At 62.1% G+C, this 13643-nt stretch carries 14 protein-coding genes; 9 read left to right on the top strand and 5 right to left on the bottom strand.

Going from position 1 to position 13643, the window contains the following annotated elements; genetic code table 11:
- Positions 1–5: 5 nt before the first annotated feature.
- The 8 genes from eutB (at position 6) to QCE58_RS27410 (ending at position 8232) form a co-directional block, all read left to right on the top strand.
- Positions 6–971, top strand: coding sequence for a hydroxyectoine utilization dehydratase EutB (gene eutB / locus QCE58_RS27445; protein ID WP_250521741.1), 966 nt, complete (start codon positions 6–8; stop codon positions 969–971).
- Positions 972–975: 4 nt separating this feature from the next.
- On the top strand, positions 976–1980 hold the full coding sequence (locus tag QCE58_RS27440; RefSeq protein WP_250521740.1) for a cyclodeaminase: 1005 nt from the start codon (positions 976–978) through the stop codon (positions 1978–1980).
- Positions 1981–1991: 11 nt separating this feature from the next.
- Positions 1992–3218, top strand: a complete 1227-nt coding sequence (doeA, locus tag QCE58_RS27435; protein WP_008353038.1) for an ectoine hydrolase DoeA — start codon at positions 1992–1994, stop codon at positions 3216–3218.
- A gap of 4 nt (positions 3219–3222) precedes the next feature.
- Positions 3223–4245, top strand: a complete 1023-nt coding sequence (doeB, locus tag QCE58_RS27430; RefSeq protein WP_250521739.1) for a N(2)-acetyl-L-2,4-diaminobutanoate deacetylase DoeB — start codon at positions 3223–3225, stop codon at positions 4243–4245.
- Between the two features lie 4 nt (positions 4246–4249).
- Complete coding sequence (locus tag QCE58_RS27425) at positions 4250–4729, top strand: Lrp/AsnC family transcriptional regulator (protein ID WP_250521752.1); 480 nt, start codon at positions 4250–4252, stop codon at positions 4727–4729.
- Positions 4730–4924: 195 nt separating this feature from the next.
- Positions 4925–6403 carry an NAD-dependent succinate-semialdehyde dehydrogenase gene (locus QCE58_RS27420; RefSeq protein WP_250521738.1) on the top strand — a complete coding sequence of 493 codons (1479 nt, stop codon included), beginning with the start codon at positions 4925–4927 and terminating at the stop codon, positions 6401–6403.
- A 47-nt stretch (positions 6404–6450) separates the two neighbouring features.
- Entirely contained in the window at positions 6451–7869 is a 1419-nt protein-coding gene (locus QCE58_RS27415) for an aspartate aminotransferase family protein (RefSeq protein WP_250521737.1), read from the top strand.
- A gap of 129 nt (positions 7870–7998) precedes the next feature.
- Positions 7999–8232 carry a hypothetical protein gene (locus QCE58_RS27410; RefSeq protein ID WP_008353048.1) on the top strand — a complete coding sequence of 78 codons (234 nt, stop codon included), beginning with the start codon at positions 7999–8001 and terminating at the stop codon, positions 8230–8232.
- A gap of 64 nt (positions 8233–8296) precedes the next feature.
- Here QCE58_RS27410 and pqqA read toward each other — a convergent pair whose 3' ends face one another.
- The 3 genes from pqqA to QCE58_RS27395 form a co-directional block, all read right to left on the bottom strand.
- Entirely contained in the window at positions 8297–8371 is a 75-nt protein-coding gene (gene pqqA / locus QCE58_RS27405) for a pyrroloquinoline quinone precursor peptide PqqA (RefSeq protein ID WP_008353049.1), read from the bottom strand.
- A 167-nt stretch (positions 8372–8538) separates the two neighbouring features.
- Complete coding sequence (locus tag QCE58_RS27400) at positions 8539–8739, bottom strand: hypothetical protein (RefSeq protein ID WP_250521736.1); 201 nt, start codon at positions 8737–8739, stop codon at positions 8539–8541.
- Positions 8740–8839: 100 nt separating this feature from the next.
- A complete protein-coding gene (locus tag QCE58_RS27395) occupies positions 8840–9073 on the bottom strand; it encodes a DUF2795 domain-containing protein (RefSeq protein ID WP_008353051.1) in 234 nt (77 codons plus the stop codon).
- 121 nt (positions 9074–9194) lie between these two features.
- On the opposite strand from QCE58_RS27395, the gene QCE58_RS27390 reads away from it, so the two are divergent.
- Complete coding sequence (locus QCE58_RS27390) at positions 9195–9431, top strand: hypothetical protein (RefSeq protein WP_250435947.1); 237 nt, start codon at positions 9195–9197, stop codon at positions 9429–9431.
- A gap of 9 nt (positions 9432–9440) precedes the next feature.
- On the opposite strand, the gene QCE58_RS27385 is transcribed toward QCE58_RS27390, so the two are convergent.
- Positions 9441–12362: an EAL domain-containing protein gene (locus QCE58_RS27385; protein WP_250521735.1), complete on the bottom strand. Its 2922-nt coding sequence runs from the start codon at positions 12360–12362 to the stop codon at positions 9441–9443.
- 176 nt (positions 12363–12538) lie between these two features.
- Positions 12539–13525, bottom strand: a complete 987-nt coding sequence (locus tag QCE58_RS27380) for a GlxA family transcriptional regulator (protein WP_008353055.1) — start codon at positions 13523–13525, stop codon at positions 12539–12541.
- Positions 13526–13643 lie beyond the last annotated feature (118 nt).

Raw genomic sequence — 13643 nt, 5'->3', positions numbered from 1 at the left:
CGCACATGTCCGCACTCACGCTCGCCGATGTCTACCGCGCCCGCCAGCGCATCGAAGGCCGCGCGCTCGTCACGCCGCTGGTTCATTCGCTGTCGCTCTCGCGCATCGCGGGCGTGCCCGTTCATCTGAAACTCGAAACGCTGCAACCTACGGGCAGCTTCAAACTGCGCGGCGCGACCAATGCGCTCGCACAGATCGCGGAGCAAGGCTGCAAGCGTGTCGTCACCGCATCGACGGGCAATCATGGCCGCGCGGTTGCACACGCGGCACGCGCGCTCGGCATCGAAGCTGCAGTGTGCATGTCGTCGCTCGTGCCGAAGAACAAGGTCGATGCGGTGGCCGCGCTCGGCGCGCGTGTCGTCATCGTCGGCAAGAGTCAGGACGATGCACAGGTCGAAGCGCAACGTCTCGTGCGCGAAGAAGGCTATGCATTCGTGCCGCCCTTCGACGATGAACGCGTGATCGCGGGGCAAGCCACCATTGGCCTTGAAATTCTCGAAGCGCTGCCCGGTGCGGCGAGCATCGTCGTGCCCTTGTCGGGCGGCGGGCTATTCAGCGGCGTCGCGTTCGCGGCGAAAAGCATTCGTGCCGACGTGAAGATGATCGGCGTGTCGATGGAACGCGGCGCTGCGATGCATGCGAGTCTCGCGGCAGGCAAGCCGGTGTTCGTCGATGAACTCGAAACACTCGCCGATTCGCTCGGCGGCGGCATCGGCCTCGATAACAGACATACGTTCGCGATGACGCGCGATCTCATCGACGATGTCGTGCTGCTCGATGAAGTGTCGATCGCGCGCGGCATCGTGCACGCGTATCGCGAAGAGCGGCTCGTTGTAGAAGGCGCGGCGGCGGTCGGCATCGCGGCTTTGCTCGACGGCGCGATTGGAGCCGCGAACGGACCGATCGTCATCGTCGTGAGCGGCAGCAACATCGATATCGCAACGCATCGTCGACTCATCGGAGCGGCCTGAACCCATGTCCAACATCGATACCTCCACCGTGCTGCTCGGGCAGGCGCAATTGCGCAAGCTCGTGCCGCTTGACCTCGACGCGATCGAGCAAGTCGAAGCCGCGTTCAAGTCGCTCGCGACCGAAGCCGTCGCAATGCCGCCGATCCTGCGTCTCGACATTCCCGAGCACGCCGGCGAAGTCGACGTGAAAACCGCTTATTTGCCGCGCTTTCCGAGCTTCGCGATCAAGGTGAGCCCTGGCTTCTTCAACAATCCGTCGCTCGGACTTCCGAGCCTCAATGGCCTGATGCTCGTGCTGTCCGCGCGCACCGGTCTCACGGAAGCCGTGTTGCTCGACAACGGTTATCTCACCGCCGTGCGTACCGCTGCGGCGGGCGCGGTTGCATCGCGCTGGCTCGCGCGCAAGGATGCGAAGCGCGTCGCGATTATCGGCGCGGGCGAGCAGGCGCGTCTGCAATTGAAGGCGTTGCGGCTCGTGCGCGACATCGGGCATGTGACCATATGGGCGCGCGATCCGAAGAGCGCGCAGCAGTTCGCGCGTGACTGCGAAGACTTGCCGTGCGATGTCGCCGACAGCGTGAACCAGGCGTTGAAGCACGCCGATATCGCCATCACGACGACGCCGAGCCGCGAGCCACTGATACACGCACGCGATCTGCATCCGGGCTTGCATATCACCGCGATGGGATCGGATGCGGAGCACAAGAATGAAATCGCTCCGGACGTGTTCGCCAAAGCGCGCTATGTGTGCGACCGCCTTCAGCAAGTGCGCGTGTTCGGCGAGCTGCATCATGCGATCGAAGCGGGCGTGACGGATGCTGATGCATCTTTTGCCGAGCTTGGCGAAGTCATCGCGCAACAGGCTCAAGGCCGTATGAGCGATGACGAGATCACCGTCTGCGATCTGACCGGCACCGGCGCGCAAGACACCGCGATCGCGACGCTCGCCATTCAGCGAGCGCGCGCGGCACAGGCAGGAACCATTTTCCACAACGATGTGACCGCTTGATAGAGGGGACGATGTCCGAAATCACGCAACAGAAGAAGCTGGATGAACGAGGGGCGCCCGTGGTACGCCTGCCGTTCGAACGCAGCGAGTACGACGCGCGGATCGCGAAGACACGGCGCGCGATGGAGAAAGCGGGCATCGATCTGATGATCGTGACCGACCCGACCAACATGGCGTGGCTCACCGGTTACGACGGCTGGTCGTTCTACGTGCATCAATGCGTGCTGCTCGCGATGCACGGCGATCCGGTCTGGTACGGCCGCGGCCAGGACGCGAACGGCGCGAAGCGCACGGTGTTCATGTCGCACGACGATATCGTCGGCTACCCGGATCACTATGTGCAGTCGCAGGTGCGCCATCCGATGGATTATCTGTCATCCGAAGTAATTGCCGCGCGTGGCTGGGACACGTTGCGCATCGGCGTGGAGATGGACAACTATTACTTCAGCGCGAAGGCGTATGCGTCGCTGACGCAGCATCTGCCGAACGCGAAGTTCGTCGATGCGACCGCGCTCGTCAACTGGCAGCGCGCAGTGAAGTCGAAGCGCGAGATCGAGTACATGCGCGTCGCGGCGCGCATCGTCGAGAAGATGCATGCGCGCATTCTCGACACGGTCGAGCCGGGCATGAAGAAGAGCGATCTCGTCGCGCAGATTTACGAAGCGGGCATCACGGGCGTCGAAGGTTATGGCGGCGACTATCCCGCGATTGTGCCGCTATTGCCGACGGGTTCCGACGCCGCCGCGCCGCATCTCACATGGGACGACTCGACGTTCACGGCGAATGCGGGCACGTTCTTCGAAATCGCCGGATGCTTCAAGCGCTATCACTGCCCGCTCTCGCGCACGGTGTATCTCGGCCGCCCGCCGCAGCATTTCATCGAAGGCGAGAAGGCGGTCGTCGAAGGCATCGAGGCGGGTCTCGCGATGGCGAAGCCGGGCAACAAGACCGAGGACGTCGCCAATGCATTCTTCGCGGTGTTGCGCAAGTTCGGCATCGAGAAGGATAGCCGTTGCGGTTATCCGATCGGCGCGAGCTATCCGCCGGACTGGGGCGAGCGCACGATGAGCCTGCGTCCCGGGGACCAGACCGTCCTCGAACCCGGCATGACGTTCCACTTCATGCCGGGGCTGTGGCTCGACGACTGGGGCCTCGAAATCACGGAGAGCATCCTGATTACGGACACCGGCGTCGAGACCTTCTGCAACACGCCTCGCAAATTGTTCGTGAAGGAGTAGCACGATGCGCGCGTCACCGATCAGCCCGACCGTCGACTTCGATGCAGAGGGCGAACAGCACGGCTTTCTGAAGCTGCCGTATTCGCGCAACGATTCCGCGTGGGGCGCCGTGATGATTCCCGTCACCGTGATCAAGCGCGGCGACGGACCGACCGCGCTGCTCACGGGCGGCAATCACGGCGACGAATACGAAGGGCCGATCGCGCTGGCGAAGCTCGCATCGACATTGACGGCAAGCGACGTGAACGGCCGCGTGATCATCGTGCCGTTCATGAACTATCCGGCGTTTCGCGCGGGTTCGCGCACTTCGCCGATCGACGCGGGCAATCTGAATCGCAGCTTTCCGGGCAAGCCCGACGGCACGGTGACGGAAAAGATCGCGGATTACTTTCAGCGTCATCTGTTGCCGCTCGCCGATTACGTGCTCGATATCCACGCGGGCGGCCGCACGCTCGATTTTCTGCCGTTTGCGGCCATTCATGTATTGAACGACGGGACGCAGCAGTCGCGTTGCGAAGCCGCGATGCGTGCATTCGGCGCGCCGTATTCGATGCGGATGCTCGAACTCGACAGCATCGGTCTGTATGACAGCGCGGCCGAGGAAGCGGGCAAGGTGTTCGTCTCGACGGAACTGGGCGGTGGCGGTTCGTCGACGGCGAAGAGCGTCGCGGTGGCGGAGCGCGGCGTGTACGGCTTTCTCGCGTATGCGGGCATCATCGAGAAGGAGATGGTTCGCGGCGAAGCGCGCACGACGACGTTGCTCGACATGCCGGATGGTTCCTGCTACACGACGAGCGAGCATACGGGCCTGCTCGAAATGTGCCGCGATCTCGGCGACATGGTGAGAGCGGGCGATGTGCTTGCGCGCGTGTATGACGTTACGCGCACGGGCGCGACGCCGGTTGAATATCGCGCGAAGCGTGACGGACTGCTTGCGGCGCGGCATTTTCCGGGCCTCGTGCAGATGGGCGACACCGTGGCCGTGGTCGCGGATATCGTCGAACGCAACATTGCCGTGAGCGTGTAAGTTGATCAAGCTCGACCGCTACGATCTGGCCATTCTGCGCATTCTTGCGCGGGATGGCCGCATAACGAAATCGCGCCTTTCGGAAGAGGTCAATTTGTCGATCTCGCCCGCGTGGGAGCGTGTGAAGAAACTCGAAGACAGCGGGCTTATCAAGGGCTATCGCGCGGATATCGACTGGACGGCTGCTTTCAAGGGCAGCCGTATTGTCGTTGAGGTGACGCTTTCGCGTCATACCGCGCAAGATATGCGGCGCTTCGAGGAGCGCGTCGCGGCGGCTTCCGAGATCGTGCAGTGTTATGCCACCGGCGGCGGCGTGGATTACGTGCTGCACGTCGTGTCGCGGGATATCGATCACTATCAGCGGTTCATCGATTCTTTGCTCGTCGAAGAGTTGGGTATCGAGCGGTACTTCACTTATATCGTTACGAAAGTCGTGAAGAATAGTACGGAAGGGCCGCCGGATTGGGTTGACGATGTGGTTTAGTTATTTTTTGGTTGCCGGATCCCGTATTTGTGTCGGCTCGGGGAAGCCCAAAAAAAACGCAAAAAGAAGCACAGAAAAAACAGAAAAAACACCAACCGCCCGAGGGCAATAACAAAAAACTCCATCGCGGCAACGCCCTTAAAGTGGACCCATCGAACCATGCAAATCAAGCACGCTTTGAGCAAGGAGACGAACATGCTGCTGGGCCATCCCGTTCTATTCAAATCCCTCTGTTATGTCGACGGCCGCTGGATTCACAGCGACAGCGCCGCATCGATTGCAGTAACCAATCCCGCCGATCAGAACGTCATCGGCCATGTCCCGATGCTCGATCAGGCGCAAATCGTCGCCACCATCGATGCCGCCGATCGCGCATTCCAGTCATGGCGCTGGATGCCGCAGCAAAAGCGCAGTGCGCTGCTCCTGCGCTTGCATGAACTCATCATGCGTCATCAATCGGACCTTGCCGGCATTTTGTCGCTCGAGCAAGGCAAGCCGCTCGCGGAATCCAAAGGCGAAATCGCCTATGCGGCGAGCTTCGTCGAATGGTTCGCGAACGAAGCGAAACGCCTGGCGGGCCGCACCATTCCGACGCATATCGATGGCGCGCATCTCGGCACCGTGATGGAACCGGTCGGCGTCGCGGCATTGATCACGCCGTGGAATTTCCCCGTCGCGATGATCACGCGCAAGGCCGCCGCCGCGATTGCCGCGGGCTGCACCGTCGTCGTGAAGCCCGCGCACGAAACGCCGTTCTCCGCGATCGCACTCGCACAACTCGCCGAAGAAGCAGGCTTTCCGCCGGGCGTGTTCAACGTCGTGATCGGCGAGCCACAAATGGCGATGGAAACGCTCGTCAGCGATACGCGCGTGCGCGCCGTGAGCTTCACGGGGTCGACGCGCGTCGGCGGTCTCGTTGCGAAGACGGCAGCGCAGGCGGGCATCAAGAAGCTCGCATTGGAACTGGGCGGCAACGCGCCTTTCATCGTGACGGAAGACGCGGACCTGGAACAGGCCGTGCGCGTTGCAGTGGGCGCGAAGTTTCAAACCTCGGGGCAGGATTGCTGCGCTGCGAACCGCATTCTCGTCGCGCGTCCGCTTTATGAACGGTTCGTCGAACGCTACACGGAAGCAGTGAAAGCGCTGAAAGTAGGGACGGCCTTCGAAGCAGATGTCGATGTCGGTCCGCTCATGCATCAGGCCGCATTCGATGCGACCGTCGCTCGTGTCGAGGATGCAAAGGCGCAAGGCGCGCGCATCACCGTCGGCGGCAAAGCTCATGCGCTCGGTGGCTGGTTTTATGAACCGACCGTCGTCGCCGATGCCAGACCGGGCATGCGTATCTACGACGAAGAGAACTTCGCGCCGATCTCCGCGATCTCGCCGTTCGATACGCTCGACGAAGCCGTGACGCGCGCCAACGACACCGAATACGGCCTCGCCGCCTACGTCTGTGCGACGCGCATCGACACGATCTTCCAGCTCGTGCGCCGACTCGATTTCGCGATGGTGTCGGTCAACGGCGTGAAGTTCACCGGCGCGCCGATTCCGTTCGGCGGCATGAAGGCATCGGGCCTCGGACGCGAAGGCGGCGCGGAAGGCTTCGAGCCCTTCGTCGAAACGAAATACTTTTGCCTCGGCAATCTCGGCCTGCCGCTCACGAGCGCGGCCTGAAGACCTATCCTCAGAGACACGCAGTACCGCATATCAAGGAGAAGCACATGACCCAGCAGAATCAATCGCTCGAGCAACTGTTCGCCGAAGACCGCGCGCACTTCATGCATCCGTCCACGCATGCACACGATCACGCGAGCGGCGCGCTGCCCGGCAAGATCGTCACGGGCGCGAAGGGCATCCGCATTCAGGATCATCAAGGTAAAAGTTATATCGACGCATTCGCGGGCCTCTATTGCGTGAACATCGGCTATGGCCGCACCGAAGTAGCCGACGCAATCTATGAGCAGGCGAAGAAGCTCGCGTATTACCACACGTATGTCGGTCACTCGACCGATACGATCATCGAGCTGTCGTCGCGCATCATCGACTGGTCGCCCGAGGGCATGAAGAAGGTGTATTACGGCATGTCGGGATCGGATGCGAACGAAACGCAGATCAAGATCGTCTGGTATTACAACAATGTTCTCGGCCGTCCGAACAAGAAGAAGATCATCTCGCGCGAGCGCGGTTATCACGGTTCGGGCATCGTGACGGGCAGTCTCACGGGCCTGCCGAGCTTTCATCAGAACTTCGATCTGCCGATCGACCGCGTAAAGCACACGGTGTGTCCGCACTGGTATCGCAAGGCGCCCGCCGGCATGAGCGAAGCGCAATTCACCGCGTATTGCGTCGATGAACTCGAAAAGCTGATTGCGAAAGAAGGCGCGGATACGATCGCTGCATTCATCGCCGAACCGGTCATGGGCACGGGCGGTATCATCGCGCCGCCGCAAGGTTATTGGGAAGCTATCCAGGATGTTCTGCGGAAGCACGACATTCTTCTGATCTCCGATGAAGTCGTGTGCGGCTTCGGCCGTCTCGGCTCGAAAATGGGCGCGCAGCACTTCGGCATCAAGCCCGATCTCATCACGGTCGCGAAGGGCCTGACGAGCGCCTATGCGCCGCTGTCGGGCGTGATCGTCGGCGAGAAGGTGTGGGACGTGATCGAGAAGGGCTCGCGGGAACATGGTCCGATGGGACACGGCTGGACGTATTCGGGGCATCCCATTTGCGCGGCTGCTGCTATCGCGAACCTCGAACTTCTCGAGCGCGAAAACCTGACGCAGAATGCCGCCGATGTCGGCGCGTATTTCCAGCAGCAATTGCACACGGCTTTCGATTCGCATCCGCTCGTCGGCGAAGTGCGCGGGGCAGGCATGCTCGCGGCGCTCGAATTCATGGCCGACAAGGACGCGCGTACGCCGTTCGACGCCGCGCTGAAGGTCGGCCCGAAGGTATCGGCGGCAGCACTCGAACGCGGCGTGATCGCGCGCGCCATGCCGCATGGCGATATCCTCGGCTTCGCGCCGCCGCTCGTCACGACGCGTGAAGAAGCGGACGAAATCGTCGGCATCGTGAAGCAGGCCGTGGATGCGGTGGCGAACGAAGTTGTCGGCTCGGCACTCGCTACGCAAGCGATCTGATTCTCTTGAGTAGCGGTATGGGTAGTTGTGTCGGCAGAGGCTCGCGAAGCATTGCGGGCCCTTTTTGCGAGTCTGAAGGAACGTGCGTTGCTGAGTAATCTTCGGTGCCCCATCGAAAGGAGATTCACGATGAGCGAGAGCGAAGAGAAACGCCATCAGCAACCGCATTCCGCGCCTCACCCGAATGCAGCGGAGATCGAACCGGAGAACCGTCGGCTCGATCAGCATCCGCATCAGACGGCGGAAGTGCCTTATGGATCGGGCAATGAGCCGGAAATTGCAGGAAAGGGCGGGCTTGACGCACAGAACGCAGATCTTCCCGATCCCGCGAACGAACAATCCAGGACGCCGGGCAAAGATTGACGCATCGATTCGACGCGCCCATAAAACAAAACGGCCACTCAGGTGGCCGTTTTGTCATTTCCGATTAGCGCGTCGCGATATACATCGTGATTTCAAAGCCGAAGCGCATATCCGTGAAACTCGGGGTTTCCCACTTCATAGAGCCTCCTTGTGCAATGATTGGCCAGACGGATGCCGGGCCATTGCGCGGTTCTTCTGCTGCAGGCGCCGTGCAAAGCCGCGCATCCCAAATCGACGCACTTTAGATGCTAGCGCGAGAACAGGTACGACACGATTGGAAATTGCACCGGCGTTCATTTAAATTTTTTATAGCGGTCTCGGGCGATTTCCCGAATCGTCAGGTGTCGTGCCGATCTTGTCAGGATCATGGACCGGGTCGGGTTCCATTGCCTCGCCCGGCCGAGGGATGACCCGGTCTGCTTCAGCAGGGTCGATATTGCTCAGATTATTGCCTCCGGGCGCACGCGGCTTGTCGTGCGTATCGGGAGCTGCGGGTTTTTCGGTCATTACATTTTCCTCGTCAAACACGTGCCTTGCGGAAAGATCGAAAGCGTGGGGCGGCAGGATTGAATGCCGCATTGCGGAATAAGCGAAAGTTATGTCGCTGTTACTCGACGCGCGTGGCTTCGCGCAGCACCGCATCTTCGCTGTCGAAATTGCGATCGGTCATTTTGTTGAGCACGGCCAAGACCTCGCCGTCCGCGCCATTGCTTTTCGCGAGCGTCAGAAGTTTTTCTTTGCCCATCGGATAGTCGGCGCCCTTCAGCACGCGCGCGATTTCTTCCGGGCGCGGCTCATCCGGATGCCGGTGATTCTGCGAATGCGCGGGATGCTGTGCCATTTCCGCCTCCTTTTCGATTCGACGATAACCCTGACGATTCAGCAACGCGCGTACCCGTCACCGGGATCGGTTGATGCTGAATTGTCGATACGTTCCTACCGAAATCGAGGCGAGACATAACATGGCTATTGCAGCAGACCGCATCTCCGACACCGAAGTCAAGGTCGGCGAGATCATCTATAGCTTCGACACCAAGGTAACTGCCGATGGCTTTCAGCAATGCCTCGGCAGCGACTCGGTCGAGACCTGCGCGAAGAACCACGCGCCGGTGTCGACACGCGCCGTGGCCGATGAGAGCGGTGCGCCGAAGGGCGAGCCGGGCAGCATCATTTCACCGTCGCTGGGCGGCATGCCTTGATGCACGCGGCTACAGTGCCGCGCTTGCCGTCGTCGCGCGCGGAGCGAGCGCGGTGCGTGTGAGCGCGTCGAGCGGCAGCGGCTTGTCGAAGAAATAGCCCTGCGCCTGCGCCGCGCCCATGTCGCGCAACACGGCGAGCGTCGCCGCATCTTCGACGCCTTCCGCGACGAGCGTCAGATCGAGCGATTCCGCCATGCGCACGATCGCGCGCACGATCGCACGGCTGCGCGGGCTTTCGGTCAGTTCGAGAATGAACGACTTGTCGATCTTGAGGCCGGTGAACTGGTATTGATGCACATAACTGAGCGACGAAAAACCCGCGCCGAAATCGTCGAGCACGACAGACATGCCGTTGTCGGCCAGTCGCTGCATGGTGCGCCGCGCGAGATCGGGCTCGGCCACGAGCGCGCCTTCGGTAAGCTCGAGGCACACGCGCGACGGCGAGACGCGATAGCGACGCAATAGCGCCAGAACGTCATCGGCGAATTCGGGGCGCGTCATGCTATAGCTGGAGCAGTTCACATGCACCGGCGGCCAGTGCGCGAAGCGCGCATTCGAGAGAATCGCGGCAACGCGTTCGAGCATGTATAGATCGAGTCTGCCGATGAGCCTCAAGCCTTCGACCGAAGGAAGAAATTCACCCGGCCCGACGATATGGCCATCGGGTTGATGCCAGCGGATCAACGCTTCGAGCGCGACGATCTCACCGCTCTTTACGTCGACGATAGGCTGGAAATAAGGCAGCAGTTCGTCATCGCGCTTGATCGCATTGCGCAATGCGCCCTCACGTTCCACCTGGTCCGACACCTGACGTCGCAGTTCCTGATTGAACACGACGAAGCTGTCGCGTCCCGCATTTTTCACGCGATACATCGCGGTATCGGCGTCGCGCAACAGGTCGGCGGGCTCGGTATGGAACTGGCTGTCCGCGCTCACGATGCCAATGCTGCACGACGAAAACACGACATGCTCTTCGATGTGAAACGGCAGATCGAACGCGGCCAGAATGCGCTTGGCGATCGATACCGCATCGCGAACGTGTGCATCCGGGGAGAGCACGGCGAATTCGTCCCCGCCGAGGCGCGCGAGCAGATCCGTCGAACGCAGGCAATCGCGCAAGCGCGCCGCGGCCTGAACCAGCAGCATGTCGCCGAAGTGATGGCCGAGGCTGTCGTTCACGACCTTGAATCGGTCGAGGTCGATGAACATCACCGAGAGTTGGTCGCCGCGCGTCTGATAGTCCTGCCATGCGCAGCGCAGCTTGTGCATCAGATGGCTTCGATTCGGCAAGCCCGTCAATGAATCGTGCGAGTTCTCATAAAGCAGGCGTGCGTTGACATCGTCGAGTTCGCGCGTGCGCGCCTGGACCCGCGCTTCGAGTTCGAGGTTCGCGGCATGCAGCGCTTCGGCATCGCGCCGACGCGAAAGCGCCGTATCGATATGCCGCGACACGAAGGTGAGCAGTTCCTGATCGCGCAGCGAATAGCGCACGAGCGGCGAATAGCTTTGCACGGCGAGCACGCCGCGCACGACATCGCCATCGAAGAGCGGAATGCCGAGCCACGATCGCAGACGCACTTCGCTATGCTCGATCTCGAACGCGCCTTCTTCGATGAGACGCAGCGCCTCCGCATGATCGATCAGCCGCGCGCGCCGCTCGCGGATCACATATTCGGTGAGGCCGCGTTGTCCGCGTCGCGGCGCGGGGCGCTCCTGCACGATTTCATCGACGTAATACGGGAACGACACTTCGTCCGTTTCCGGTTCGATGAGTGCGATATAAAAATTGCGCGCGTAAAGCAATTCGCCGACGATCCCATGCAGGCTGCGCAAGAACTCCATCATGTCGCCGGGACGGCTCGACAATTCTGCGATCTGGTAGAGCGCAGCTTGCAGATGCTCGGATCGTTCGCGCTCGGCGATGCCGTGGCGCAGCGCCGCGTTGAGCTTCGACAGTTCGGACGTGCGGTGCGCGACCTGCTCTTCGAGATCGGCGCGATGCAGGATGCGGTCGAGCGCCATCGCCACATGTCGTGCGACGACCAGAAAGAGCGCGCGGTCCTCGACGGTATAAATGCGCGATACGTCATAGACCTGCATCGCGAGCATGCCGAATACCTCGTCGCTCGCATTCTTGAGCGGCGCGCCCATCCAGAACTCGGGGCGGTCGCCGATGCAATAGAAATGGCCCGCGCGCTCCGCCGTGCAAATATCCCCGGCGGTGATGAAAAGTGGCTGCGCGCTCGTGAGCACGCGACCCGTCATCGAAAGACGTTCCGGATTCAGGATGTCGTAGTTTTCGGCCGCGACGACGTCGGTATCGATGACGTCGACATAATACGGATACGTGATCTTGCCCGTCTTGCGATCGTAGAGTGCGAGATAGAAGTTCTCCGCGTCGATGAGCGTGCCGAGCCGTTCATGCACGCCGCGCAGAAAATCGGCGCGCTCGGGCACGGAACTCGCCAGATAGGCGATTTCATAAAGCACGCGCTGCGTGAGTTGCGCGCGTGCGAGGGCATCGGCCTGCACGCGCTCGCCGAGCGTGCGCGCGAGTTCGGCGAGATGCGCGTCGTCGCGATGCGTGACCGGCGCGAGCAGCCAGCCGAGCACGCTCTCGCCGCGTCCGGTCGGCCAGCAGTGCCAGCCGTTATCGATGCACACCTCCGTCAGGCGTTCCTCGGCGATGCCATGCGGCCATTCCTGCGCATCGGGAAGCGCTGCATCGCCGCGCCGCTCGAGATGCAACTGCTCGCCCGCGCGATACCACGCCCATTGCTGCGGGCAGCCCATCGCGGCGGCCTCGCGCAGCAATGCGTCGATCGATGACGCCACGCTCGCGAAAATCTTTTCATCGGTCGCCGCCACGGTTGCAGGCTCGACCGCGGTTGCGCGGGCAACCTGCGCGTCGTACGCGGGAAACACACTCATCGGCGCTCCAGGCCATATTGCCGCCACGTCGGGCGGGTCTCGTTCAGCGACTGCGCTCGCACGCTGCTCCGGGCGCGCGTAACAAGCAAAGGCTCTATATGGGTAACGGCACGGAGCATACAGCCTTGAGCATGCGGTTCAAAAAAAGCCGCTCGTGCCGCAATGCATACGGGCATTCATGCCGGATGCGCGGTTTCGACGCGATCGTGCCCGGTAAATCTCTCGCGATACGCCTGCGGCGACACGCCCAGCGAACGCAGAAAACCGCGCCGCATCGTTTCCTCGGTGCCGAATCCGCAGCGCGCGGCGATGCGCTTTACGGGAAGCGCCGTATCGCCGAGCAGGCGGCGCGCGGCTTCGAGGCGCATGCGTTCGATCGAGCGCGCGGGCGTCATGCCGGTTTGCGCGCGGTAATGGCGCACGAAGCTGCGCTCGCTCATGCCGACACGCGCGGCAAGCACGCCGACCGAAAGATCCGCCGCGAGATTTTCAGCGATCCACGCGTGCAGCTCGCCGAAACGTTCGCCCGACTTCTGCAACGACAGCGCCGCGCTGAACTGCGCCTGCCCGCCGGGGCGCTTGAGGAACACGACGAGATGGCGCGCGACGTCGAGCGCGAGCGCGCGGCCGAGATCGTCTTCGACGAGCGCAAGCGACAGGTCGATGCCCGCCGTGACGCCCGCGGATGTCCATACGTCGCCGTCGCGGATGAAGATCGGATCGGGCTCGACGTGGATCGCCGGGAAGCGCGTGGCGAGTTCCCCGCAGCGCGTCCAGTGCGTCACGGCGCGGCGTTCGTCGAGAAGGCCGGCGGCGGCAAGCAGAAACGCGCCCGTGCAAACGGACGCCGTGCGCCGCGCGTGCGCCGAACGCGCGCGCACCCAATCGACCAGTTCGCGGTCGTGCACCGCTTCGTGCACGCCCCAGCCGCCCGCGACGATCAGCGTGTCGCACGCTTCGCTCGCATCGGGCAATGCCTCGCCGACGAGCCCCAGTCCCGCCGACGCGTTCACCGTGCCGCCCCGCGCAACCACGCGCGGCTGATACGGCCGCTGCAAGCCCGCCGCGACCGCCAGGTCGTTGGCGGACGCGAACACCTGCAACGGGCCCGCGACGTCGAGCAACTGCACGTTGGGGAAGGCGAGCACGTCGATGGTTCGCATGGCGTTTTCCACGAAAGACAAGTTGGCGTAAAACGTGGGTTATGTGTCGAGTTCGCCATAGCGTAGCGGCGTAGCATCGGTTCGTCCACACGAAAAACACGCTCGATCAAGGAGAAAA

It is taken from the genome of Caballeronia sp. LZ028 (assembly GCF_031451415.1).
Classification (GTDB): Bacteria; Pseudomonadota; Gammaproteobacteria; order Burkholderiales; family Burkholderiaceae; genus Caballeronia; species Caballeronia zhejiangensis.
This window is presented reverse-complemented; position numbering and strand designations above follow the sequence as displayed.